The 25,007-nt window shown below is 70.6% G+C and carries 20 protein-coding genes and 2 tRNA genes; 14 read left to right on the top strand and 8 right to left on the bottom strand.

Going from position 1 to position 25,007, the window contains the following annotated elements; translation table 11 throughout:
- Positions 1-36: 36 nt before the first annotated feature.
- Both TN53_RS00830 and TN53_RS00825 read right to left on the bottom strand, forming a co-directional pair.
- A tRNA-Asp gene (locus TN53_RS00830) sits at positions 37-108 on the bottom strand.
- Between the two features lie 10 nt (positions 109-118).
- Positions 119-190 (bottom strand) — tRNA-Ser (locus TN53_RS00825).
- 97 nt (positions 191-287) lie between these two features.
- On the opposite strand from TN53_RS00825, the gene TN53_RS00820 reads away from it, so the two are divergent.
- On the top strand, positions 288-2,759 hold the full coding sequence (locus TN53_RS00820; protein WP_046256299.1) for a hypothetical protein: 2,472 nt from the start codon (positions 288-290) through the stop codon (positions 2,757-2,759).
- Here TN53_RS00820 and TN53_RS00815 read toward each other — a convergent pair.
- Entirely contained in the window at positions 2,740-2,985 is a 246-nt protein-coding gene (locus TN53_RS00815; protein WP_199924482.1) for a WhiB family transcriptional regulator, read from the bottom strand. The two genes, TN53_RS00820 and TN53_RS00815, sit on opposite strands and share 20 nt — an antisense overlap.
- A gap of 241 nt (positions 2,986-3,226) precedes the next feature.
- Here TN53_RS00815 and TN53_RS00810 point away from each other — a divergent pair, with 241 nt between their 5' ends.
- Complete coding sequence (locus tag TN53_RS00810) at positions 3,227-4,012, top strand: VOC family protein (RefSeq protein ID WP_046256394.1); 786 nt, start codon at positions 3,227-3,229, stop codon at positions 4,010-4,012.
- Between the two features lie 513 nt (positions 4,013-4,525).
- On the opposite strand, the gene TN53_RS00805 is transcribed toward TN53_RS00810, so the two are convergent.
- Together TN53_RS00805 and TN53_RS00800 are read right to left on the bottom strand one after the other, a co-directional pair.
- A complete protein-coding gene (locus TN53_RS00805; RefSeq protein ID WP_046256297.1) occupies positions 4,526-5,533 on the bottom strand; it encodes a LacI family DNA-binding transcriptional regulator in 1,008 nt (335 codons plus the stop codon).
- Between the two features lie 325 nt (positions 5,534-5,858).
- Positions 5,859-6,827 carry a multicopper oxidase domain-containing protein gene (locus TN53_RS00800; RefSeq protein ID WP_046256296.1) on the bottom strand — a complete coding sequence of 323 codons (969 nt, stop codon included), beginning with the start codon at positions 6,825-6,827 and terminating at the stop codon, positions 5,859-5,861.
- 189 nt (positions 6,828-7,016) lie between these two features.
- Here TN53_RS00800 and TN53_RS00795 point away from each other — a divergent pair, with 189 nt between their 5' ends.
- The 3 genes from TN53_RS00795 to TN53_RS00785 all read left to right on the top strand — a co-directional run bounded on the left by TN53_RS00795 (position 7,017) and on the right by TN53_RS00785 (position 13,175).
- The gene (locus tag TN53_RS00795) at positions 7,017-9,497 is read left to right on the top strand and encodes a ThuA domain-containing protein (RefSeq protein WP_199924481.1); all 2,481 of its coding nucleotides are present in this window, start codon (positions 7,017-7,019) and stop codon (positions 9,495-9,497) included.
- 47 nt (positions 9,498-9,544) lie between these two features.
- A complete protein-coding gene (locus TN53_RS00790) occupies positions 9,545-11,698 on the top strand; it encodes an OmpL47-type beta-barrel domain-containing protein (protein ID WP_046256392.1) in 2,154 nt (717 codons plus the stop codon).
- A gap of 331 nt (positions 11,699-12,029) precedes the next feature.
- The gene (locus TN53_RS00785) at positions 12,030-13,175 is read left to right on the top strand and encodes a methyltransferase (protein WP_046256295.1); all 1,146 of its coding nucleotides are present in this window, start codon (positions 12,030-12,032) and stop codon (positions 13,173-13,175) included.
- Between the two features lie 7 nt (positions 13,176-13,182).
- On the opposite strand, the gene ligD is transcribed toward TN53_RS00785, so the two are convergent.
- Entirely contained in the window at positions 13,183-14,199 is a 1,017-nt protein-coding gene (gene ligD / locus TN53_RS00780; protein WP_046256294.1) for a non-homologous end-joining DNA ligase, read from the bottom strand.
- Between the two features lie 75 nt (positions 14,200-14,274).
- On the opposite strand from ligD, the gene TN53_RS00775 reads away from it, so the two are divergent.
- On the top strand, positions 14,275-15,336 hold the full coding sequence (locus TN53_RS00775; protein ID WP_046256293.1) for an ATP-dependent DNA ligase: 1,062 nt from the start codon (positions 14,275-14,277) through the stop codon (positions 15,334-15,336).
- Between the two features lie 27 nt (positions 15,337-15,363).
- Here TN53_RS00775 and TN53_RS00770 read toward each other — a convergent pair whose 3' ends face one another.
- Positions 15,364-16,554: a zinc-dependent alcohol dehydrogenase gene (locus tag TN53_RS00770; RefSeq protein ID WP_046256292.1), complete on the bottom strand. Its 1,191-nt coding sequence runs from the start codon at positions 16,552-16,554 to the stop codon at positions 15,364-15,366.
- 229 nt (positions 16,555-16,783) lie between these two features.
- On the opposite strand from TN53_RS00770, the gene TN53_RS00765 reads away from it, so the two are divergent.
- Positions 16,784-17,761 (top strand): DUF3048 domain-containing protein, encoded by a 978-nt coding sequence (locus TN53_RS00765; protein ID WP_420719065.1) that lies wholly within the window; start codon positions 16,784-16,786, stop codon positions 17,759-17,761.
- Here the strand turns inward: TN53_RS00765 and TN53_RS00760 are convergent.
- Positions 17,758-18,222 (bottom strand): MarR family winged helix-turn-helix transcriptional regulator, encoded by a 465-nt coding sequence (locus TN53_RS00760; RefSeq protein ID WP_046256291.1) that lies wholly within the window; start codon positions 18,220-18,222, stop codon positions 17,758-17,760. The two genes, TN53_RS00765 and TN53_RS00760, sit on opposite strands and share 4 nt — an antisense overlap.
- Positions 18,223-18,416: 194 nt before the next feature.
- Here TN53_RS00760 and TN53_RS00755 point away from each other — a divergent pair, with 194 nt between their 5' ends.
- The 7 genes from TN53_RS00755 to pcaD all read left to right on the top strand — a co-directional run bounded on the left by TN53_RS00755 (position 18,417) and on the right by pcaD (position 24,951).
- Entirely contained in the window at positions 18,417-19,172 is a 756-nt protein-coding gene (locus TN53_RS00755; protein ID WP_046256290.1) for a CoA transferase subunit A, read from the top strand.
- Positions 19,172-19,816 (top strand): CoA transferase subunit B, encoded by a 645-nt coding sequence (locus TN53_RS00750; RefSeq protein ID WP_046256289.1) that lies wholly within the window; start codon positions 19,172-19,174, stop codon positions 19,814-19,816. Before TN53_RS00755 ends, TN53_RS00750 begins: the two co-directional genes overlap by 1 nt.
- The gene (locus TN53_RS00745; RefSeq protein ID WP_046256288.1) at positions 19,813-21,015 is read left to right on the top strand and encodes a thiolase family protein; all 1,203 of its coding nucleotides are present in this window, start codon (positions 19,813-19,815) and stop codon (positions 21,013-21,015) included. Before TN53_RS00750 ends, TN53_RS00745 begins: the two co-directional genes overlap by 4 nt.
- Positions 21,016-21,122: 107 nt before the next feature.
- Positions 21,123-21,896, top strand: coding sequence for a protocatechuate 3,4-dioxygenase subunit beta (gene pcaH / locus TN53_RS00740; protein WP_046256287.1), 774 nt, complete (start codon positions 21,123-21,125; stop codon positions 21,894-21,896).
- 6 nt (positions 21,897-21,902) lie between these two features.
- The gene (gene pcaG, locus TN53_RS00735; RefSeq protein ID WP_046256286.1) at positions 21,903-22,508 is read left to right on the top strand and encodes a protocatechuate 3,4-dioxygenase subunit alpha; all 606 of its coding nucleotides are present in this window, start codon (positions 21,903-21,905) and stop codon (positions 22,506-22,508) included.
- Positions 22,505-23,836 (top strand): 3-carboxy-cis,cis-muconate cycloisomerase, encoded by a 1,332-nt coding sequence (gene pcaB / locus TN53_RS00730; protein WP_046256285.1) that lies wholly within the window; start codon positions 22,505-22,507, stop codon positions 23,834-23,836. Before pcaG ends, pcaB begins: the two co-directional genes overlap by 4 nt.
- Positions 23,833-24,951, top strand: coding sequence for a 3-oxoadipate enol-lactonase (pcaD, locus tag TN53_RS00725; RefSeq protein ID WP_046256284.1), 1,119 nt, complete (start codon positions 23,833-23,835; stop codon positions 24,949-24,951). The genes pcaB and pcaD overlap by 4 nt, the downstream gene beginning before the upstream one ends.
- Positions 24,952-25,007 lie beyond the last annotated feature (56 nt).

Below are 25,007 nucleotides of genomic sequence, written 5' to 3'. Positions count from 1 at the left end.
CGCCCCTGTGCCGTCCCGCCCATCACCGCCGTACCGCGGTCCCGACCGGATTCGAACCGGCGTATCCGCCCTGACAAGGCGGCGAGTCTGCCTCTGCTCTACGGGACCCCCGCGCGTATCCGGACGACCGGATTCGAACCGGCGTGGTCGCCTGAGCAAGGCGGTGCGCCTGCCTCTGCGCTACGTCCGGACGCGCCCCCGGATCCTAACCGCACCCCGAACGGCCGGTCGCACCGATTTACGGGAGGCCCCGTCGGTGCAACGGTGCCCGAAGGGGGTGACACACCATGGCCCAGACCCATGAGTGGATGTTCTACGAGGTCATGTGGCGCGCCTGGGCGGGTCGGGAACAGGTCCCGTACCCCGTGCCCTGGTGGGCGCAGCAGGCCTTCCGACGCTGGAGCGACGACTTCGACTCCGGCACCTACGAGTCCAAGGAGGCGGCCTTCGCCTCCAACGCCCTGTACCGGTACTGGCACATGGTCGGCGTCAAGGACCACCGTCAGGAGTCCCTGATCGGCCAGGCGGGCGAGATCGAGCCCGTGTACGACAGGTACAGCCTCTCGTTCTTCCTGCACGACCCGGCCACGGGCGCCGTGCGGCTGCCCCAACTCCCCGACGGCGGACGGGTGGAGCAGCGGTTGGAGGCACCGCATCTGCCGGTCGTGCTGACGACGTTCCGCACCGCGGACGACGTCGAGTTCGTGCAGCGCACCTTCGCCGGCACCGTCGGCGCGAGCGGGCGGGACCTGGTGGTCACTCGGGTGACCGTGGGCAGTCCGACGGGCCAGGAGCGCACCGGGCTGCTGTGCGCGGCGGTACTGCCGGCCGGGCCCAGCGGCTTCCAGCGGCACGACCGCAACGGGCGGCAGATCACCGACCGGCGGCTGACGTTCCTGCGCCATCTGCCGAACGAGCAGCGGCTCGAGACCAACTCGGGCTGGGGCCCGGTCTTCGACACCGCGCCCCAGCAGTACGGGGTCTACGGCAACGCGGACTTCTCCTCGGACCCCGCCGCGTATCTCACCCGCAGCGCCTTCTACGACCTGGCCGTCGGCGGCAAGCTGAACGGCGCCCTGGAAGCGCAGGACCAGGTGGCGGGGCTGTGCAGCGCGGTGTTCGCGTGGCCGTTCCAGATCACCGAGGACGAGGTCTTCGAGATCGACGTACGCCTGCCCGTGGACCAGTTCTCCGGCTCCGCCGACCTCGCCGAACTCAGGGGCACGCCGGCCGCCGAACTGGAGTCGGCCAACCGGGACTTCTGGACGGCGAAGCTCCTCGGGCAAGGGCTCCAGCCGGGGCTGCCGCGCCCGGTGGCGCACCTCACCGACCAGTTCCGGCAGGCGCGTTCACAGCTCCTGATCCTGTCCGACCACGGTGAGATCCATCCCGGCCCGACCGTCTACGACTCCTTCTGGATCCGCGACTCCTCCGTCGAGGCGACGGCATGTTCGCTCGTCGGCGACTCGGCACTGGCCGAACGGCAGTTGGGAACCCACTACCCGCTCAGGTTCAACCACGGTACGGGCCGGATCGGTCCGTGCGCCGAGTACGGCTTCTACGGCGGCCCGCACGAGAAGGACGACCGCGAGTGGGACAGCAACGGCCAAGCCCTGTGGGCGATCGGCCGGTTCGACCGCACGAGCGGCCGACAGGCGGCGTTCGGGACCAAGTTGTACGTCCCGTATGTGCGCGACGCGGCCCGCTGGCTGCGGGACAACCGCGACGACAACGGCCTGTTGCACAGCGGCTGGAGCGCCGAGCATCTCGGCGAGCGCGACAAGCCGCACTACTGGGACGACTTCTGGGGCCTGGCCGGGCTTTACGAGGCCGCGCGGCTCGCCGAACGCATCGGTGCACCGGAGGTCGGCGAACTGTGGGGCGCCTTCGACGACTTGAAGCGCGCCACCGCCGAGTCGATCCGCTGGGTGCTGGGCGAGCAGCGGCGACGCGGCGCCTGGGAGACGTACATCCCGACCGGCCCCGGCGACGTCGGACGGCTCGACTCGACGATGATCGGCACGGCCGCCTACTTCCACCCGCTGCGTCTGCACATGGGCAGCAAGTTGGGCGACGACATCGACCGGGCGGCCCGCTGCACGCTCGACACCATGTACGCGCACTTCGTCACCGGAGGCTTCCGGCACGACGCCGCCTGGTACGCGTACGGGCCCTATCTGACCATGCAGTTGGCGCACGCCCATCTGCTCGCCGGTGATCCGGGACGGATGGACGAGCTGCTCGGCTGGACGGTCGGCGCGGGCTTCCCCCACACGGCAGGGCGTGCGGCGGCGCTGGGCGCCTGGAACGAGCAGCACGCGTACCCGGTGGCGTCCGACTTCTCCGAAGCCCCGTTCGGCCGTTGGTACATGGGCGACATCCCGCACGGCTGGGCGGCCGCCGAGTATCTGCTGCTGATCCGCGACATCCTCTTCTTCGAGGCCGACGAGGACCACGACCCGCATCTGTACATCGCTCCCGGCGTACGACCGCACTGGGTGCCGGGCGCCGAACAGGTCACCGTGGGCGCGGCCCCCACGCTCTTCGGCTCGCCGTTCGGTTACCGGCTCGCCCACGACCCGGCCGCGCGGACGGTGACCGTGGACATCACCCAGGCGCCGCAGGGGGTGCGGTTCGTCTATCCGTGCCAGTTCGGCGAGGTGCGCGCGGCCGAGGCCAACGGGCAGGAGCTCGCCGTGACCGGCCAGGACGTGCGGGTGCCGGCGGGGACGTGGCGGTTCAGTGTGACGTACGCCTGATCTCCAGGCGTTCCTTCTCCGACAGGCCACCCCAGACACCGAAGCGTTCGTCGTTGTCGAGGGCGTACTCCAGACAGGCGGAGCGGATCGGGCACAGCCCGCAGATCCGCTTCGCCTCCCGTACGGAGCTGCCCGGCTCGGGGAAGAAGAAGTCTCCACCGGTCTGCGCGCACAACGCCTCGTCCTGCCAGTCCAGGCCGGGCGGGGTGATCGTTTCGATGAGCATGCCGAGGATCGTGCCGGGCGGCGAAAAACGTTCGATCAACGTGGGATCAACGCCGCGTTCACAGGCCCCCGGCCGCCTTGATGGTCCTGCGCCACGCGGCGTGGCGCACGGCGGCGCGCGGAATCGCAGGAAAACTGGGAGGGATCTGCCGGACACGGATGGTCACCGCCCGGGGCGATTGTCAGTGGGCGGTGCAACACTCGGCAGTGCAGTGGACGGGACCCTTCAGAGGAGGGCAATGATGCTCACCACCCGTTATGTCACCGGCGCCCCGAACTGGCTCGATCTCGGCACCCCCGACATCGACGGCGCCGCTTCCTTCTACGGCGCGCTGTTCGGCTGGCGGTTCCAGCCGGGGCCGCCCGAGGCCGGCGGATACGGCTTCTTCCAGCTCGACGGCAGGACGGCCGCGGCCGGCATGCAGAACCCACCGGAGCAGGGCCCGTCCTCCTGGACGGTGTACTTCCAGACACCGGACGCGGACGCCACGGCGAAGGCCGCCGAGCAGGCGCACGGCGCGGTGCTGATGCAGCCCATGGACGTCATGGACCAGGGCCGCATGGCCATCCTCGCCGACAAGGCGGGCGTCTCCTTCGGTATCTGGCAGCCCGCCCGGAACAAGGGCCTCGACGTCGTGCAGCAGCCCGGCTCGCTGTGCTGGCTGGAGCTGTACACACCGGACCAGCCCGCGGCCGCGTTCTTCTACAACGCCGCCCTCGGTCTGGAGACCTACGGCGTCGACTTCCCCGGCGGCACGTACACCACCATCAACCCCGCCGGTGCCTCCGAGGACGCCATGTTCGGCGGCATCGTGCCCCTGGCCGAGGCCCCCGGGGAGACGGATCCGTACTGGCTGCCGTACTTCGAGGTCACGGACCCGGACGCGGTGGTGTCCAGGACGCAGGAGCTCGGCGGCACGGTCCGTATGCCCGCCACGGACGTGGAGGGCGTCGGCCGCGTGGCCAAGCTGGCCGATCCGTACGGGGCGCGGTTCGCGGTGATCAAGAGCGTGCCGGAGCAGGGCTGACGAGGGCCGCGAGGAGGCCGGTCGGCGGGCGGCCCTCAGCCTGTCGGGGTTCGGGCGGGGGCCGCGCTGGACACCGTCGACGACGAGTCGGCCGCCGAAGCGGGTGCTCGGCTGCGGCGTGCAGGTGAGCAGGGCGGGAAGCCCCACGAGCTGTCCGGGACGGACCAGGACTCCCTCACCTACGCGGTCACGTTCGCCGCGACCGTCGAGCTGCTTCATGACGCCGTACGCCGCTACGCTCCTCTCCCCGCGGACGACATCGACCGTGCGCGACGCGCGACCCGGGGGTCGTTCGAGCGGCCCTCGCCGGGCTGGACATCCTCGCGCCCGGACTGCCCGAGGAGCCACGGGCCGTGGCCGCCCTGATCGAGGTCATGGAGCACGACCCGGACATCGAGGTCGTGCGCTCGGCGGGGGCCGGGCCGGATCGGCCGATCCGAGTCTGCGCGACGCGGAGCCCGGCTTCCGGGTGGCGCTCCTGGAGCATGCGCTGGACCAGCTGCGGGCCCACACCTAGGCGGACGCCCGCCGCACCAGCGTCGTCCGCAGCACGACGCTGGACGCGGCTCCGTCCGTCCCCAGCAACAGACGGGCCATCAACCGGCCCATCTCCTCGATGTCCTGACGGATCGTCGTGAGCGGCGGATCGGTCTGCTCCGCCACCGTCAGCATGTCGTCGAACCCGATCACGGCCACGTCGTCAGGCACGCGCCGTCCCTGCTCACGCAGTACCCGCAGCGCCCCGGACGCCATGAGGTCGTTCGCGGCGAACACGGCGTCGACGTCCGGGCAGCGCTCGAGCAGCTCCCGCATCGCCCGTTCCCCGCCCCCGGGAGTGAAGTCCCCCTCGGCCACCAGCCCCGGACCGGTGTCCCCCATGACGTCGCGGAACCCCTCCAGCCGGTCCACCGCCGACGTCTGGTCCAGGGCACCGGTGATGTGCGCGACGCGGGTGCGGCCGAGGCCCACGAGATGGCGTACGGCGTCCCGCGCCCCACCCCGGTTGTCGCTGTCGACGAACACCACGTCACGGCTGCCGTCGCTCCACCCGGGCCGCCCGCCGAACACCGTCGGGATACCGGCCCGTTGGATCAGTTCGGGCAGCGGATCGTCGAGGTGCAGGGAGAACACGAGCGCCCCGTCGACATGGCCGCCGGCGAGGTAGCGGCCGACCCGGGCGTGGTCGTCGCGTCCCTCGGTCAGCAGCAGGACCAGCTGGTTGTCGTGGGCCGTCAACTCCTTGCTGATGCCCCTGAGTTGCAGCGCGAAGAAGGGGTCGGCGAAGACCCGGGTCTCCGGCTCGGCGACGACGACGGCGATCGCGTCGTGCCGGCGCGTCACCAGGCTGCGGGCGGCCTGGTTGGGCACGTACCCCAATTCCTCCACCGCCCGCCGGACCCGCTCGACGAGTGGCTCCCGCACCCCGTCCCCACCGTTCACCACCCGGGACACGGTGGCCCGCGAGACCCCGGCCCGCTCGGCCACGGCCTCCAGCGTGGGACGCGGCGCTGTCTCGGTCACTTCGGGGCCCTCCTCGCGGTTGCGGATCAGGATAGCCCTGGCCGGAGGAGGCGTGAGAGCGCTCTCCAGGGACCGAGATCCGGTTGCTCACGAGATCGGGACGGCCAGATCATCGGCGTATGGCCACGAGGGCGAGACGCGTCTGAGTGCGGTGGGGCCACGCCACCCGATGATCAACGCCCTGCTGGAGGCGATTTCCTGCTTGCCGCTGCGCGCAGTCGGGCGGAGGACGACCAGGCGCAGGTGCTCGATGCGCTGGGGCGCCCTTCGTGGACCTGCCGTGTCGGCGACGGTAGCGCGGGTGAGCCCTGTTCGACCTCTCCCGTCAGTGATCGTGCTCGTGCGGCTCGTACCCCGGGATCGTGCCGTCCGTCTTCTTCACCAGGAACAGCCCGACCATCCCCATGTCGGAGTGGCTCTGGACGTGGCAGTGGTACATCCACGCGCCCGCCCCGACACCCTCCCCCGCGATGACCTGGAAGCCGAAGGAGTCCGCGGGGCCCACGATCTTGTTGTCGATGACCTGACTCGGGTCGTCGGGGCCGGTGAGCATGCCCGTGCGGTTGTCGGCCCAGCGGTGACCGTGCATGTGGAACGTGTGGTAGTACTCGCCGTGGGTGATCATCACGAACTCGACGCGATCGCCCACCGTGGCCTCGAAGTTCGGCCCGGAGTGCGCCGGCTTGTTGTTGATGAGCATGTCGTTGAAGACGATCGTGTACGTCTTGTCCGGGAGGACGTCGCCCTTGCGCCGCACGATCACCGGACCGTACAGGCCCTTGCGGATACCGCCCGTCCCGTGCTCGGTCCCCACCACATGGTCGTGGTAGTGCCAGTAGCCCGCGCTGCCCGCCCGCCAGGTGCCGTCCCCCCGGCGGCCGGGGGCGTGGGTGCGCCAGGTGTAGGTGCGGGTGCCGCCGGGCTCGACGTCGCTCTTGTTCAACTTGGTGCCGTCACTGGTGATTTCGTAGTCGAGGCCGTGGACGTGGAGGCTCGCCGTGACGTCCATGGTGTTCTCGAACTCGATGTGCAGGGTGTCGCCCTCGTTGAGTTCGATGAGCGGGCCGGGGATCGTGGCCTTGCCCTTGTCGAAGCCGTAGCCCAGCTGCCCGTCGGCGAGCTTCTCGGCGTACAGCTTGATGTGTCTCACCTCGCCCCCGGCCGGTGCGGTCCTGGCCGGTCCGTCGGCGCTCACGGCGTCCGGCGCCAGCGACAACGATGTCGCGACGGCCCCGCTGCCCACGACGGCCGCGCCACCCAGCAGTACTCGTCGGTTGAACCCGCGTCTGTCCACGTGGAACTCCCCACCCTGGTACGGAACTTGCGCAGACGCACCTGTGATGAACCTGTGAGACGGTACCGGCCGTTCCGCTGTTTTTCCACGCTCAGGACAAAGTTGACCCCAACTCGGTCATAGGTATTGGCGAGTTGCGCAAAGAGGTCTAGCTTCCATCGCGCTGTTGCTGTGACCGAGGAGGTGCCCATGCACTTACGAGGACTGAGCGCGAGAAGACGGGTCGGCGTGGCGGGCGTGACCGCCGGGATCGTCGTCGCCGGACTGCTGTCGGGTCCCGCCGCCAGCGCGCGTCCGGCCCCGGAGCCGCCCCTGACAACGATGTCCGTGAAGTCGCCGCCAGGCGGCGCGAATGTACGCGTGCTGGTCTTCTACGGTTCCGCGGCGGCCGGGGAGGAGTCGCCGGTCGTGAACGCGGGGATCGAGACGATCGAGACGATCGGCCTGTCCGGGCCGCCCGAGCAGCGGTTCACGACCGTGGCCACCGACGACGCGTCGGTGTTCACCGACGGGACGAAGCTCGGGCGGTACAACGCGATCGTCTTCCTGACCGGCGGCGGTGACATCCTCGATCCGGAGCAGGAGGCCGGTCTGGAGGCCTACATGGAGGCCGGCGGCGGTTTCGTCGGCGTGCATGACGCGGCGCGCGCCGAGCCGTACTCGGACTGGTTCACCGGTCTGGTCGGCGCCCGTCCGGCGGCCTCCAGTCCAACGGCCGTACAACGGGCCGTCGTCGAGGTCGGCGACCGCGTGCATCCGGCGACCAAGGATCTGCCGGTGCAGTGGAAGCGGCCCGATCAGTGGTTGAACTGGGCCAAGAACCCGTCGGGCGAGGTCCACACCGTGGCCCGGGTCCGCGAGTCGACATATCAGCCGGGCGCGAGCAAGAACGGCTGGGATCATCCGGTGAGTTGGTGCCGTGACTACGACGGCGGCCGTTCCTTCTACACCGGCATGGGCGGCACGGTGTCGTCGTACGACGAGAGCGACTTCCGTGCGCATCTGCGCGGTGCCCTGTTGTGGACCTCGCGGCTGGCGCAGGCCGACTGCAAGGCGACCATCACCGGCAACTACAAGGCGGAGCGTCTCACCCAGCCCAACCAGGCGGGGCAGAACGACCAGATCGGCGAGCCGCACGGCCTGGTCACCGCGCCCGACGGCCGGGTGCTCTACATCGGCCGGGGCGGCGCGGACTCCTCGCAGCCCGTGGTCACCGACTGGAACAACCCCGACATCGGCAAGGGCAGGGGTGAGATCCATGTCTACGACCCGAAGACCAAAAGGGTCACCCTCGCGGGGGCGTTGACGGTCTTCGGCAACAAGGGCGGCGGCGACGAGCTGGTCAAGGTCGAGGAGGGCCTACTCGGCATCGAGCTCGATCCGCGGTTCGAGGACAACGGGTGGGTGTATCTGCACTACACACCGCACGCGCAGATCAACCGCGAGACGCGCATGGCCGAGCGACGAGTCTCCCGGTTCACGCTCGACCCGGCGAGCAACAAGCTGGACCTGGGCAGCGAGAAGGTGCTGCTCAAGTGGCCGGTGCAGATCCACAGTTGCTGCCATGCGGGCGGCGGGATGACCTGGGACTCCACGGGCAACCTGTACATCGCGACCGGTGACAACAACTCCAGTGGCTTCAGCGGTGGTTACTCGGGCAACAACCCGGAGCCGAACTACAAGGGCGTCTCCTTCGCCGACGCGCGGCGCACCGCCGGCAACACCCACAACCTCAACGGCAAGATCCTGCGCATCCACCCGGAGCCGGACGGGACGTACACCCTGCCCGCCGGGAACCTCTTCACCGGGCAGGAGAGCGACGAGGGCGGCGGCAAGACCCGCGGCGAGATCTATGTGATGGGGGTCAGGAACCCCGCCCGTATCTTCGTCGACCACAAGACCGACATCCTGTACGCCGGCTGGGTCGGCCCGGACGCCTCGGCGCCCTCGACGACCTGGGGTCCGGCCAAGTACGACACGTTCGCCGTCATCACCAAGGCGAGCAACCGGGGTTGGCCGTACTGCATGGGCAACAAGCAGCCCTATCGCGACCGCAACCTCCCCGACCCGACGAAGCCGCTGGGCTGGTACGACTGCGACCACCCGAAGAACGAGTCCCCGAACAACGACGGCCTTGTCAACCTGCCGCCGGTCACCGGCAACAACATCTGGTACTCGCCCCAGGGCGGCGCACCGGACTTCCCGCGCGACGCGAACGGCCTCCCTTCCTACAAGCAGGAGGAGTCCACGTATCTGCTGCCGTGGCTGAAGGGCGGCGGACAGGCCGCGATGAACGGACCGGTCTACCGCTACGACACGGCGAGCGCCAGCGAGGTCAAGTGGCCTTCGTACTGGGACGGCAAGTGGTTCGTCGGTGACTTCTACGACGCCGACCAGCCGCGCAACGCCGTCATCACCGACCCGAAGACGCACGGGGACGGCGGACTGCCCGTGCACTCCGAGTCGTTGAAGAAGATCGTGCCCATCGGCAACGACGGCATCAAGAACCTCATGGACTGGAAGTTCGGTCCCGACGGCTCGCTGTACGTGCTCGACTACGGCCGCGGCTTCTTCACCTCGGACGCCAAGTCGGCGCTGTGGCGGGTCACTTACCAGGGCGGAGGTCCTACTCCGGCCGCCGATCTGCTGGCGAGGGGGGCTGCTCGGTGACACAGCGACGAAGAATCTGGACCGCCCTGCTGGCCGCCGTACTGATCATGCTCGGGCTGCAGACGGTGCCCGTCTCCGCCCGGCAGCCCGTGGAGCAGGCAGCCGCCGCCCAGACACTCACCTGGACGGCCGGCGACGACATCACGAAGTACACGTCGGCGCCGGCGACCGCGGTGGCGGGTCAGGCGACGATCGTCTTCGAGAACAGCGTGGCGACCGGCAACACCACCGGTATGCCGCACACGTTGACGTTCGTGACGTCGGACCCCGAGTTCAACAGCGATGTGGAACTCAACATCCTCGCCAACCCGAACGACGACATGGGCGGCCGCCACACCGCCGAGGTCACCCTCACCCCGGGCCGCTACTTCTACCACTGCACGATTCCGGGCCACGGACAGATGCAGGGCATCCTCGTGGTGACCGAGGGCACCGGCGAGGACACCACCGCACCCGCGACGGCGGCGCAGGTGACCGGGACGCAGAACGCGCAGGGCGAGTACGTCGGCTCGGCGAGTGTCGCGATCAGCGCGACGGACAACGAGGGCGGATCCGGGGTCGACGGCATACAGTACGCGGTCGGCGATACCGGTGACTGGCTGCCGTACACCACCCCGGTCGTCGTCGACCAGGTCGGCAGCCACAAGGTCCGCTACCGGGCGCTCGACAAGGCGGGCAATGTGTCCGCAGAGAAGAGCGTCCAGTTCACGGTGGTCCCCCCGCCCTCCGACGACACCGCTCCCCCGGACACCTCGGCGACGGTGACCGGCGAGCAGAACGCCGACGGGGCGTATCTCGACATGGCGACGGTGACCGTGTCCGCCTCGGACACCGGCTCCGGGGTCAACACCATCGAGTACGCCGTCGGCGACGGGGCCTGGCAGGCGTACACCGCGCCCGTGATGGTGCACCAGCTCGGCACCCACACCGTGCGCTACCGGGCCACCGACAAGGCGGGCAACGTCGCCGCCGAGAAGAGCGTGCGGTTCACGGTCGTCGCGACACCCACCCCGGACACCACACCGCCGGTGACGGGGGTGACCGTCGAGGGCACGAAGAACTCGGCCGGGGCCTATGTCGGCAACGCCAAGGTGACCGTGAGCGCGACGGACGAGCACGGTGGGTCCGGTGTCGACCGGATCGAGTACTCGATCGACGGTGGACCGTACATCGCATACACCACACCGGTGATCGTCGACCGCGCCGGCGCCCACACCCTGGCCTACCGGGCCACCGACAAGGCGGGCAACACCGCCGCCGCTCGCACGGTGACCTTCACCGTCGTGTCCAGCCAGGTCCCCGCACCCAACTGCCCCGAGTTCGACGAGCGGTTGACGGTGATCGTCGGCGAGGTCGACTCGGGTGTGCCCAACCGGTTCACCAACAGCCGGTGCCGTATCAACGAGTTGATCGAGGACGAGAAGGAGTGGACCTCCCACGCGCTGTTCGTCAAGCACGTGAAGACGGTCCTCGACAAGCTCCTGAGGGAAGGGGTCGTCGACCAGCGCGAGTACGACGCCATCCAGAAGGCCGCCCGGCAGTCCGGGATCGGCGAGCCCGGGCAGACCGAGGGGTATCGGAAGATCCTGGACGGCAGCGCCGATTCGTTCGCCAAGTGGCAGCAGGTGGGCGGCGGTTCGTTCGGACTGAACACCGACGGGTCGATCACCTCCGGCACGACCAAGGCCGGGCTCGGCATGCTGTGGTTCCCGGAGCGCAAGTACGGCGACTTCTCGCTGCGGCTCCAGTGGCGGGACGACGCGCCGGGCACCGGCAACGCCAACTCCGGTGTGTTCGTGCGCTTCCCGTGGATCCACGACCATCCGGAGGAGTCACGGCCGGAGTGGGTCGCCATCAAGTACGGGCACGAGGTGCAGGTCCTGGACCGGCCCGACGGCGACATGTACAAGACGGGCTCGGTCTACGGCTTCGACCGCGTGGGTCTGGCCGGCGCGGGCGTGACCCAGAAGGGCACCTGGAACGACTACGAGATCCGGGTGGTCGACCAGCACTACTCGGTCTACCGCAACGGCGTGCTGATCAACGAGTTCGACAACATCGGCGGCCAGGACTTCACCCCGCCCCGCTCGGACGACCCGGGCACGGACGGGCGACGGTTCGCCTCCGGCTACCTCGGACTCCAGGTGCACGGCACCACGGACGTGGTCTCGTACCGGGACATCAGGATCAAGGAGTTGTGAGCACCGCTCTCCGGTGACCCCAGGGGTGCGGCCCACCGCGGTGACGGTGGGCCGCACCCCGCAAACGGTTTGCCCGGCGGCAAGGCCACGTGCGAGCCTGCTGCCGTTCCCTCCCGACAGCCCCGACAGCCCCGACAGGACAGGTCATGACACTAGGCATGGTGCTCGGCGACGTCCCCGCTCGCGCTTCGACGCGGGAGCGGTAGCCCCGGCGCTCACAGAGAGCCCACCTGCCCTTTCACCGCGGCCACGCCATCGCGTCGGCCGCTTCTCGTGCTCCTCGTCGAAGTGCTCTTCGTGTATCCGCACGTTCGACCACGAGGAGTTCACCGTGTCCACCATCTCCTGGACCGAGCCCCGCACCGACACCGTCCGACACGCCCGCTGGCACTCCGAGAGCGCGGCCCCCGCCCCGCGGCGCGTCGTCGTCGACGACCGGATGCGCGCCGACACCGCCCACCGGCTGGCCTGCGAGGGCACCGCGCTGCTCTGGCAGGGCGACTTCCCCCACGCGCGCCGGCTCCTGGAGGCCGTCGGCCGTCGCATCGACCGCAAGCCACCACGGCCCGGCGACAGCCCGAGCGAGTCCTTCCATCTGTACCGCAGGGCGCGCGGCCACCGGGCCCGGGTCCTGGGCCGTCTCGTGGTACCGCTGGCCGACGACCACGCTCTGACCCTGCCCAGGGCCCCGGACGTCCGTGCGGCATGCGCCGCGGCCTACGGCCCGCCCCGCGGCCCCGTGGTCATCTCCCTCAGGGAGTTGCTGGGCGTGCTCGGAGCACACGAGTGGCGCCGCAAGGGCGTCGAGGTACCCGCCCTCGGCGGCGCCCGCGTCCACCCCCACTACGGCGTGTTCTCCCCGGTCAGGGGCGAGTACGTGGACCTCGTCGCGACGGCGCCCCTTCCCGCGCCCGCTCCCCTCCCCTTGACCGCTCCCCGCACCGCGTTCGACCTGGGCACCGGGACGGGAGTGCTCGCCGCCGTGCTGGCCCGCCGGGGGTTCCGTCGCGTCACGGCCACCGACATCAGCCCGCGCGCCCTGGCCTGCGCCCGTGAGAACGTCCGCCGGCTGGGCCTTGCCGAGCGCGTCGGGGTGACGGGTCCGGGACTGTTCCCCGAGGGGCGCGCCGACGTCGTCGTCTGCAACCCGCCCTGGCTCCCGGCCCGGCCGTCCTCCGCACTGGAACAGGGCGTCTACGACCCGGGCGGCACCATGCTCCACGCGTTCCTGGACGGACTGGCCGGCCATCTCGCACCGGGCGGCGAGGGCTGGCTGGTCCTGTCGGACCTGGCCGAGCATCTGGGGCTTCGCACACGCGGCGAGCTGTTGTCGGCGATCGAGGGCGCGGGTCTGCGGGTATGCGGGAGGATCGACACCAGGCCGCGTCACCGCCGCGCGACGGACCCCGGTGATCCCCTCCACGCGGCCCGCGGCCGGGAGACGACCTCGCTGTGGCGTCTGGCCGCCCGCACCTGATCCACCGTCACGTGTCGTCGTGTCTGGCCCGGCTCGGCTGTACCCGCTTGGGCTCTCCCGGCATCTTCGGGTACTCGGGCGGGTACGGCAGGTCGCCCAGACCGTGGTCGTGCTCGTCCTGGCGTGCCAGTTCCAGCAGCGCGTCGAGCGAGAAGGCGTGATCGTCCATGTCCGCGTGCACATCGCCGAGTTCGGCGAAGCGCGCGGGCATGGTCGCGAGGTCGAAGTCCCGGGGGCGCGCCTGGCCGACCTCGTCCCAGCGCAGGGGTGCGGAGACCGGGGCGTGCGGGCGGGGTCGTACGGAGTAGGCGGACGCGATGGTGCGATCTCTGGCGGTCTGGTTGTAGTCGATGAAGATGCGCTCGCCGCGCTCCTCCTTCCACCACCTGATCGTCACCTGGTCCGGCATCCGCCGTTCCATCTCCCGGCCCACCGCGATCGCGGCCCTGCGGACCTGTGTGAAGGTCCAGCGGGGTTCGATCGGCACGAACACATGCAGGCCCCGTCCGCCGGACGTCTTCGGCCAGCCGCGCAGTCCGCCGAACTCCTCCAGGACGGCGCGGAGTTCACCCGCCGCGCGCACGGCGTCGTCGTAGTCCGTGCCGGGCTGCGGGTCGAGGTCGATGCGGAGTTCGTCGGGTCGGTCGACGTCGTCGCGCCGTACCGGCCAGGGGTGGAAGGTGAGCGTGCCGTACTGGGCGGCCCACAGGACGGCGGCCTCCTCGGTGGGACACATCTCGTCGGCGCTGCGGCCGCTGGGGAAGGTGATGTGGGCGGTCGGGATCCAGTCGGGCATGTTCTTCGGTGCGCGCTTCTGGAAGAAGGACTCGCCGCTCACGCCGTCCGGGTAGCGCTCCAGGGTGGTGGGGCGGTTGCGCAGGGCGCGCAGGATGCCGGGGGCGACCGCCTGGTAGTAGCGGGCCAGGTCGAGCTTGGTGAACCCGCGCTCCGGGAAGAAGATCTTGTCCGGACTGGACAGCCGGACGGTCCGGCCGCCCGCCTCCAGTTCCACCGCGTCACCCATGCGAGCCACGGTAGGCGTACCACGCAAACCTCGCACACCGGGCATATAAGGCTTCGCGGGCGCAGAATCGACAGCATGGATCTGCCGGTGATGCCGCCCGTGAAGCCGATGCTCGCCAAGTCGGTGGCCAGGATCCCGCCGGACATGCAGTACGAGGCGAAGTGGGACGGGTTCCGGGCGATCGTGTTCCGCGACGGGGCCGAGGTCGAGCTGGGCAGCCGTACCGGAAAGTCGCTGACCAGGTACTTCCCCGAGCTCGTGGCCGCTCTCCAGGACAGGGTCCCCGAGCGCTGTGTGCTGGACGGGGAGATCGTGATCGCGCGGGACGGCCGTCTGGACTTCGACGCGCTCACCGAGCGCATCCACCCGGCGGCCTCCCGGGTCCGTACGCTCGCCGAGCGGACACCGGCGTCCTTCGTCGCCTTCGACCTGCTGGCCCTCCAGGACGAGTCACTCCTGGACGTCCCGCAGAACGACCGCAGAAAGCTGCTGACCAGGGCATTGTCCGGGGTGATCGCCCCCGTGCACGTGGCCCCGGCGACCACGGACATCGAGGTGGCTCAGCGGTGGTTCGAGCAGTACGAGGGGGCGGGGCTCGACGGGGTGATCGCCAAGCCGCTCACCCTGCGCTACCGCCCGGACGAACGTGCCATGTTCAAGATCAAGCACGAGCGCACGGCGGACGTCGTCGTCGCCGGCTACCGCTTCCACAAGAGCGGCCCGGTCGTCGGCTCGCTCCTGCTCGGCCTCCACGACGACGAAGGCACCCTCCAGCACGTGGGCGTGTCGGCCGCCTTCCCGATGAAGCGGCGCGCCGAGCTGGTGGCGGAGCTGGAGCCGCTGCGCATGGAGGACGCCGGCGGACATCCCTGGGCGGCCTGGTCGCAGGAGGCGGCCCACGAGAGCGCCCGGCTGCCCGGGGCGCCGAGCCGCTGGTCGGGCAAGAAGGACCTGTCGTGGGTGGCGATCCGGCCGGAGCGGGTGGCCGAGGTGGCGTACGACCACATGGAGAACGGCGTACGGTTCCGCCACACGGCCCGCTTTCGCCGCTGGCGCCCGGACCGGGAGCCGGAGAGCTGCACCTACGCGCAGCTGGAGGAGCCCGTCAGGTACGACCTGAACGAGATCCTGGGCTGACCGCCGCGATGATCCGTCAGAAGGGCCCTAGGGCCGCATCAGCACCTTCACCGCGCCGTCCTGCTTCTTCTGGAACATCTCGTACGCGTGCGGGGCGTCCGACAGCGGCACATGGTGGGTCGCGAAGTCGTCGACGCCGAGCGGGTCCTCGTCGGTCAGGTACGGGATGATCTCGTCGCTCCAGCGCCTCACGTTGGCCTGGCCCATCCGGATCTGGAGCTGCTTGTCGAACATGGTGAGCATGGGCAGCGGGTCGGCCATGCCGCCGTAGACGCCGGACAGCGAGATCGTGCCGCCGCGGCACACCAGCTCGATGGCCGTGTGCAGGGCGGCGAGCCGGTCGACGCTGAACCGTTCCGCGAACGGTCCGCTGATCCGGCGCGGCAGCAGGGCGGAGGCCTGCTGGGCCAGCCGGGCGACCGCACTGCCGTGGGCCTCGGTGCCCACCGCGTCGATCACCGCGTCGGGGCCCCGGCCGTCGGTCTCGTCGCGGATGGCCTGGACGAGCTCCTTCTCGCTGTCGAAGCTCCTCAGGTCGTACGTCTGCACACCACGCGCGCGTGCCCGGCGCAGTCGCTCGCTCACCAGGTCCACCCCGAACACCTGCCCGGCGCCCCGCACCTGTGCCACTCGGCAGGCCATGTCGCCGATGGGTCCGAGGCCGAGCACGGCGACGCTGCCGCCCTCGGGGACGTCCGCGTAGGCGACGGCCTGCCAGGCGGTGGGCAGCACGTCGGAGAGGTAGACGAAGCGGTCGTCCGACGGACCCTCGGGCACCTTGATGGGGCCGTACTGGGCCTGCGGGACGCGCAGGTACTCGGCCTGGGCGCCCGGGACCGCGCCGTAGAGCCGGGTGTAGCCGAACAGGGCCGCGCCCATGCCCTCGCTGGTGACCTGTGTGGTCTCGCACTGGGTCGGCAGCGAGTTGAGGCACATCCAGCAGTTGCCGCAGGCGATCTGGAACGGCACCACGACCCGGTCGCCCGCCTTCAGGTCCGGTACCGCCGCGCCGACCTCCTCGACGATGCCCATCGGTTCGTGTCCGAGGATGTCGCCCGGCGTCATGAACGGGGTGAGCACCTCGTACAGATGCAGGTCGGAGCCGCACAGCCCGGTGGAGGTGATGCGGATGACCGCGTCCGTGGGTTCCTGGATCCCCGGATCGGGCACGTCCTCCACCCGCACGTCCCGCTTGCCCTGCCAGGTCACTGCCTTCATCACGCCACTCCCTTCGGCCCCTGCGCAGGCGCCCCGGGTACCCGGGGCGCCTGCGCCGAACCGCGCTGTGGGCCGCTCGGCGTAGCAACGCGCTCCTCAGAGGTATTCACCTCGGCCGATCAAATCCCACCGGGTATGGCCACCAATGAACACATAAGCGCACAATCAGTGAAACGAGACTTGGGTGGCGACGGTGGGCATGGGACGAAGGGCGCGCAAGAGACGCGCCATGACTACGGCGGCGCTCCTGACCGCCGCACTGACAATTTCCCTGGCGGCGGGCTGCACAGGCACCGAGCAGCCCGGCCCGGCCGACGACGGACGAGGCACGGACCAGACCCAGGACCAGGACCAGGAACCGAGCCAGGAGCCCTCACAGAGCGGGCTGACCGGTGAGTCGGCGCTCGCCGTGAAGATCGACAACGCACGGGCGGCCCGCCCGCACACGGGCACCGACTCCGCGGACATCATCTACGCCGAGCAGGTCGAGGGCGGACTGAGCCGGCTGATGGCGGTGTACGCGACCAGGCTTCCCAAGGTCGTCGGGCCGGTGCGCAGCGCCCGGGAGTCCGATCTGGAGCTGCTGCGCCAGTTCGACCACCCGACGCTCGCCTTCTCCGGTGCCCAGGGCAAGCTGATGCCGCTGATCGACAAGGCGCCGCTGAACCCGCAGACACCCGACAAGACGTCAGGCGCCTACTACCGGGGCACCGACAAGCCCTCCCCGCACAACCTCTATCTGCGCCCGGACCGCCTGATGCCCTCGGTTCCGGGCGCGGACGCCCTGACGACCGGCTTCACCTACGGCGCCGCCCCGTCGTCCGGCGGGACGAAGGACACCTCGGAGACCGTGCGCTACCCGGCGGCCACCTTCCGGTTCACCTGGTCCTCCAGCCGGGACCGCTATCTGGTCTCGATGGACGGCACGCCGACCGTCACGACCGCCGGCAAGCGGCTCGCCCCGGCGACGGTCGTCGTGCAGTACGTGAAGATCCGCAAGTCCGACTTCCACGACTTCCTCGGCAACAACACGCCGTACACCGAGACGGTGGGCTCCGGGAAGGCGAAGGTGCTGCGGGACGGGAAGGCGTACACCGTCGACTGGAAGCGCGAGAAGGCGAGGGACGGTACGACGTTCACGACGAGTGGCGGCGAGCCGGTGAACTTCGCCCAGGGGCAGGTCTGGGTGCTCTTCGCCAAGGCCTAGCGCTGGGCGACGAGGGGTTCCGCGGGGTTGCGGAGCCCCTCGGCCGCGTCCGAGACCCGCTGGATCAGGTCGAAGAAGACGGACTGCTCCTCGGCGGAGAGCGGGGCCAGGAAGACCTGGTTCATCCGGGCGGTGCGCACGGTGAGCTTGCGGTGGGTGCGCAGCCCGTCGTCGGTGAGGCGCAGCAGGAACCGCCGGCCGTCCTGCGGGTCGCGCACCTTGTCGACCAGCCCGCGGCGGCCGAGACGGCTGATCACCTCGGCGATGGTGGACCGGTCCAGACCCACCCGCTCCCCCACCGTGCGCTGGTCGAGGCCCGGCTCGGCGACGAGCGCGTTGAGGACCGCGAACTGCGGCGAGGTGATCTCCTCCGAGACCATCGTGTTCCAGAGCAGGTAGTGCGCCTGCTGGAGCCGCCGGGCCAGGTGCCCGGGGTGGGTGGTGAGATCCACCGCGGCCATGTGCGCTCCCGAGGTCGAATTCGTAAGTGCACTGAACGATACCGGGCCAGGCGCAGACTGTCTGCAAGGTCGCCCACCCGTGTGACCTCACAGTTCTCCCGGGTCTTGACGTCTCACCCGTCCAGTGACAGCGTGAAGGAAACTTCACGGAAATACTCAGTGCCCTGATTAATCAGTGGGATGGAGCTTCACGCATGGACAAGGTGGTCGCCACCGCCGCCGAGGCGGTGGCCGATGTGCCGGACGGCGCGACACTCGCCGTCGGCGGCTTCGGACTCAGCGGTGTGCCGAACGTGCTGATCCAGGCCCTGTACGAGCGTGAGGTCAGCGGCCTCGGCGTGGTCTCCAACAACTGCGGCGCCATGGAGTCCGGGCTCGCGGTCCTGCTCGCCGCGGGCCGCATCGCGCGGGTGACCGGCTCCTACATCGGGGCCAACAAGGAGTTCGCGCGGCAGTACCTGTCCGGCGAGCTCGAGGTCGAGATGATCCCGCAGGGCACGCTCGCCGAGCGGCTGCGCGCCGGTGGCGCGGGCATCCCGGCCTTCTTCACCCCGGCCGGGGTGGGCACCCAGGTCGCCGAGGGCGGACTGCCGTGGCGCTACGACGGTGAGGGCGGCGTCGCGCTCGCCTCGCCGCCCAAGGAGGTGCGGGAGTTCGACGGCACCGAGTACGTGCTGGAGCGCGGGATCCGCACGGACTTCGCGCTGGTGCGGGCAGCCAGGGGCGACCGGCACGGGAACCTCGTCTTCAACAGGTCCACGCGCAACTTCAACCCCCTCGCGGCGATGGCCGGCCGGGTGACGATCGCCGAGGTCGAGGAGCTCGTCGAGCCGGGCGAGATCGAACCGGACGCGGTGCATCTGCCGGGGATCTTCGTACAGCGGGTGGTGGCACTGACTCCGGAGCAGGCCGCCGACAAGCGGATCGAGCAGCGGACGGTGAGCAGCTGATGGCCTGGACACGCGAGCAGATGGCCGCGCGCGCGGCGCGCGAGCTGCAGGACGGGCAGTACGTCAACCTCGGCATCGGCCTGCCCACGCTGATCCCCAACTACCTCCCGTCCGGTGTCGAGGTGATCCTGGAGTCCGAGAACGGCATCCTGGGCACCGGCCCCTACCCCACCGAGGACCAGGTCGACCCGGACCTGATCAACGCCGGCAAGGAGACCGTCACGGTCCTGCCCGGTGCCTCCTTCTTCGACTCGGCGCTGTCCTTCTCGATGATCCGCGGCGGCCACATCGACGTCGCCGTGCTGGGCGCCATGCAGGTCTCCGCCAAGGGCGACCTCGCCAACTGGGCCATCCCCGGCAAGCTGATCACCGGGATCGGCGGCGCGATGGACCTCGTCCACGGCGCCCGTACCGTCATCGTGGTCATGACCCACACCGCCAAGGACGGCTCCGCGAAGATCCTCGAGGAGTGCGCGCTGCCGTTGACCGGCAAGGGGTGCGTGGACCGGATCATCACCGACCTGGGCGTGATCGACGTGACGCCGGAAGGACTCGTGCTGAACGAGGCCGCCCCCGGAGTCCTGGTCGACGAGATCATCGCCAAGACCGACGCCAAGCTGACCGTCGCGGAGGAACTGCTGTGAAGCCCGTCTACCTCGTCGACGCGGTCCGCACCCCGATCGGCCGCTACAACGGCGGCCTGTCCTCGGTGCGCCCGGACGACCTGGCCGCCCACGCCATCCGCGAACTCCTCGCCCGTACGCCCGACCTGGACCCCTCCCGCGTCGAGGACGTCTACTTCGGCAACGCCAACGGCGCCGGCGAGGAGAACCGCAACGTCGCCCGCATGGGCGCCCTGCTCGCGGGCCTGCCGACCTCGGTCCCCGGCGTCACCGTCAACCGCCTGTGCGCGTCCGGCCTGGAGGCGGTCATCCAGGCCGCCCGCGCCATCGCGGTCGGCGACGCCTCCATCGCCGTGGCGGGTGGCGTGGAGTCGATGACCCGGGCGCCGTACGTGCTGCCCAAGAACGACCGGGCCTTCCCCGCCGGGCACACCGAGCTGTACTCGACCACGCTCGGCTGGCGCATGGTCAACCCGAGGATGGACCCGCAGTGGACCGTCCCGCTGGGTGAGTCGGCCGAACTCATCGCCGACAAGCACAAGATCACGCGTGAGCAGCAGGACGAGTTCGCGCTGGCCTCGCACCAGAAGGCGGCCAGGGCGCAGGAGGCCGGGCTCTTCGACGCCGAGCTCGCGCCCGTGTCGATCCCGCAGCGCAAGGGCGACCCGGTGGTCTTTGGCGTCGACGAATGCGTACGGGCCGATGCCTCTCTGGCCGCGATGGCGAAGCTGAAGCCGTCGTTCCGTAAGGACGGCGGCACCGTCACCGCGGGGAACGCTTCCCCCTTGAACGACGGTGCGGCGGCGCTGCTGCTGGTGGACGAGGAGGGCCTGCGGGCCACGGGGCGGGAGCCGCTCGCCCGGATCTCCGCGACCGGTGTGAACGCCCTCGACCCGGACTACTTCGGGCTCGCCCCCGTAGAGGCGGTTACGCGTGCACTGGCCAAGGCGGGCAAGGGGTTTGACGATCTGTCGGTCCTGGAGCTCAACGAGGCCTTCGCCGCGCAGGTGCTCGGATGTGTCGCCGAATGGCCCGAGTTCGACCCGGCGATTCTCAATCCGCAGGGCGGGGCGATTGCGCTCGGGCATCCGCTGGGCGCTTCCGGTGCCCGCCTTGCCGGTACGGTCGCCCACCAACTTGCTCGCAAGGGCAGTGGAGTTGGTGTCGCTACGTTGTGCATCGGCGTCGGGCAAGGACTCGCACTCGTCCTGGAACGCTAGGCATCGATCGCGACTGCGGGCCGGCTGCGGCTGATCGCGCAGTTCCCCGCGCCCCTGAAAGGGCGCGACCCCGGACCCCGAGTTTCCAGAAACCCCAGGACCTCCCCATGACACTCACCCAGCACGACATCGACCAGGAGATCGCGGCCGAGCACGCCGCCTACGAGAAGCGGGTCGCCGACGGTGCGCCAGTCGAGCATCAGCCGCGCCGCGACTACGCGCCGTACCGCTCCTCGGTCCTGCGCCACCCCAAGCAGCCGCCGATCACGATCGACGTGTCCAAGGACCCGGAGCTGGTGGAGCTGCACTCCCCCGCCTTCGGAGAGCGGGACATCACCGAGATCGACAACGACCTCACCCGGCAGCACAACGGTGAGCCGATCGGTGAGCGGATCACCGTCTCCGGGCGGCTGCTCGACCGCGACGGGCGCCCGCTGCGCGGTCAGTTGGTCGAGATCTGGCAGTCCAACTCGGCCGGCCGGTACGCCCACCAGCGCGAGCAGCACGACGCCCCGCTGGACCCGAACTTCACGGGCGTCGGCCGCACCCTCACCGACGGCGACGGCCACTACCACTTCACGACGATCCAGCCGGGCCCGTACCCGTGGCGTCAGCACCTCAACGCCTGGCGCCCGGCACACATCCACTTCTCGTTCTTCGGCACGGCGTTCACCCAGCGGCTCGTGACGCAGATGTACTTCCCGGCCGACCCGCTGTTCCCGTACGACCCGATCATCCAGTCGGTGACGGACGACGCGGCCCGGCAGCGCCTCGTCGCGACGTACGACCACAACCTGTCGGTGCCGGAGTTCTCGATGGGCTACCACTGGGACGTCGTGCTCGACGGCCCGAACGCCACCTGGATCGAAGAAGGGCGCTGACCTGCCATGACGAAGATCGACATCAGCCGTCCCGAGACGGTGCTGCCCACGCCGTCGCACACGGTCGGGCCCTTCTACGGCCACGCCCTCCCCTTCCCCGGCGGCGGCGACATCGCGCCCGTCGGCCACCCCGACACCATCGCGGTCCAGGGATACATCTACGACGGCGAGGGCAACCCGCTGCCGGACGCGTTCGTGGAGCTGTGGGGCGCCGACCCGGACGGCAACGTATCGACGGTCGACGGCTCCATGCGGCGCGACCCGTCGAGCGGCGGCTTCCTGGGCCGCAACGGCGTGGAGTTCACCGGCTGGGGGCGCATCCAGACCGACGCCAACGGCCACTGGTCCGCGCGGACGCTGCGGCCGGGCGCCCGAGGTCTGAGCGCGCCGTACCTCAGCGTGTGCGTCTTCGCGCGCGGGCTCCTCGTGCACCTCTACACCCGGATCTACCTCCCGGGCGACGACGCGGCGCTCGCCGCCGACCCGCTGCTCTCCCAGGTGGACGAGGCGCGCCGGGGCACGCTCATCGCGACGGACGACGCCAAGGGGACCTACCGTTTCGACATCCGCCTTCAGGGCGAAGGCGAGACGGTCTTCCTGGAGTTCCAGTGACTTCTGCCGAACCCGACGCCGGTCTGCTCGCCCCCGGGTGGGCCGGATCCCCCGCCGCCTCCGCGACGAGCGACGCCGCGTATCTGCGCGCGCTGCTCGACGCGGAGGCCGCACTGACGCGCGCCCAGGCGGCGCTGGGCCTGGCTCCCGAGGAGGCCGCCGCGGCGGTGACCGCGGCTGCCCGGTCCGGGGACTTCGACGCCCGGGACATCGCCGTACGGGCGCGCGGGGGCGGCAACCCGGTGATCCCGCTCGTCGCCGACCTCACGAAGGCGGTCGGCGGGCAGTACGGGCCGTACGTGCATCGGGGTGCGACGAGCCAGGACATCATGGACACGGCGACGGTGCTGGTGGCCGTGCGCACCCTCGACCTGGTCCGTGCCGACCTCGGGCGCACGGCGGCGGCGCTGGCCAGGCTGGCCGCCGAGTACCGGGACACCGTGATGCCGGGACGCACGCTCACCCAGCACGCCGTGCCGACGACCTTCGGGCTGAAGGCGGCCGGGTGGCGGTCGCTGGTACTGGACGCACGGGACCGGATCACGGCCGTACGCAACGCGCTGCCCGCCCAACTCGGCGGTGCGGCCGGGACGCTGGCCGCCTTCACCGCGTACGGCGCCACCGACCCGACCGCGCTGCCGGCGGCGTACGCCCGGGAGCTCGGCCTTAAGGCGCCCGAGCTTCCCTGGCACACCCTGCGCACCCCGATCGCCGATCTCGCCGGATGTCTGGCGTTCACGGCCGGAGCCCTGGGGAAGGTCGCCACGGATGTGCTCACGCTGGCCCGTACCGAGATCGCCGAGGTCTCGGAGGGCAGCGGCGGCGGTTCGTCGGCGATGCCGCACAAGGCGAATCCCGTACGGTCCACGCTGATCGCGGCCGCGGCCCGGCGGGCGCCGCAGCTCGCGGCCACGCTGTACGGGTCGCTGACGGCCGAGGACGAGCGGCCGGCCGGCGCCTGGCACGCGGAGTGGGAACCGCTGCGGGACCTGCTCCGGCTGGTCGGCGGCGCCGCCCGTGACGCCGCGGAACTCTCCGAAGGGCTGCGGGTGCACGCGGAGGTGATGCGTGAACACCTGGGCCTCACCCACGGGTTGATCGTCTCCGAGCGGCTCTCCGCCGAACTGGCGCCGGTCCTGGGCCGGGCGCGCGCCAAGGCCCTGCTGACCGAGCTGGCGAAGCGCACCTACGCCGAGGGCCGCAGCCTGGGCGAACTCCTGGCGGAGGAAGCGGAGTTGAAGGGTGTCGACCTCGACAGCCTCGCCGACCCCGCCCGTTACACGGGGGCCGCAGCCACCCTCACCGATCGTGCTCTGGAGCGACGTTGACCGAGAAACTCCTCAACCACCATGCCGAGGGCCCCGCTTCGGCTCCCCCGCTGATCCTCGGACCGTCGCTCGGGACGTCGTACGCCCTGTGGGACAAGGTCGCGCCCGAGCTCTCCCTCACCCACCGGGTGGTCCGCTGGGATCTGCCGGGGCACGGCGGCGGCGCGGCCGGCCTGATCGGTCCCGGCGCCGGCATCGGTGACCTCGCCGACCTCGTGCTCGCGCTCGCGGACTCGCTCGGCATCGAGCGGTTCGCGTACGCGGGGGTGTCGCTGGGCGGCGCGGTCGGGCTGCACCTGGCCGTGCACCATCCGGAGCGGGTGTCGTCGCTGGCCGTGATCTGCTCGTCGTCGCACTTCAACGGCTCCAGGTCCTGGCAGGAGCGGGCCGCGCAGGTCCGCGCCGAGGGCATGGACCGGCTCGTGGAGAGTGCCGACGCCCGCTGGTTCACGCCCGGCTTCACGGTGCCCCGGCTCGTCCAGGACCATCGGGACGCCGACCCCGAGGCCTACGCCGCCTGCTGTGACGCGCTCGCCGCCTTCGACATCCGGGAGCGGCTGGCGGAGATCTCCGCGCCCACCCTGCTCGTCGCGGGCCGGGAGGATCCGGCGACCCCGCCGGCACATCTGCGGGAGATCGCGGACGCGGTGCCGGGCGCCGCGCTCGTCGAGCTCCCCGGGGCCTCGCATCTGGCGGTCGCGCAGTGCCCGGAGGCCGTGCTGACCGCTCTGCGCGCACACTTCGACGGTGGCGCCAAGCGGGGCATGGAGGTGCGGCGCGAGGTGCTCGGCGACGCGCACGTGGACCGGGCACAGGCCCGGCAGTCGCCCTTCACCGCGCGATTCCAGGACTTCATCTCGCGCTACGCGTGGGGCGAGATCTGGACCGACCCGACGCTCAGCCGCCGCGAGCGCAGCATGATCACACTGACCGCGCTGGTCGCCCACGGGCACTACGACGAGCTGGCCATGCATGTCCGGGCGGCCCGGCGCAACGGTCTGACGCCGGAGGAGATCGGCGCGGTACTGCTCCAGACGGCCGTGTACTGCGGGGTTCCGGCGGCCAACTCGGCGTTCGCCGCCGCGCAACGCGTGCTGGCGGAAGAAGAAGGGTGACCCTGCCGGTCGTAGCTGCGGCAACGTCACGCACATGCCTCCACCGCGGGCCTACG

Origin of the sequence: Streptomyces sp. WM6386 (genome assembly GCF_000972385.1) — a bacterium.
Classification (GTDB): Bacteria; Actinomycetota; Actinomycetes; order Streptomycetales; family Streptomycetaceae; genus Streptomyces.
This window is presented reverse-complemented; position numbering and strand designations above follow the sequence as displayed.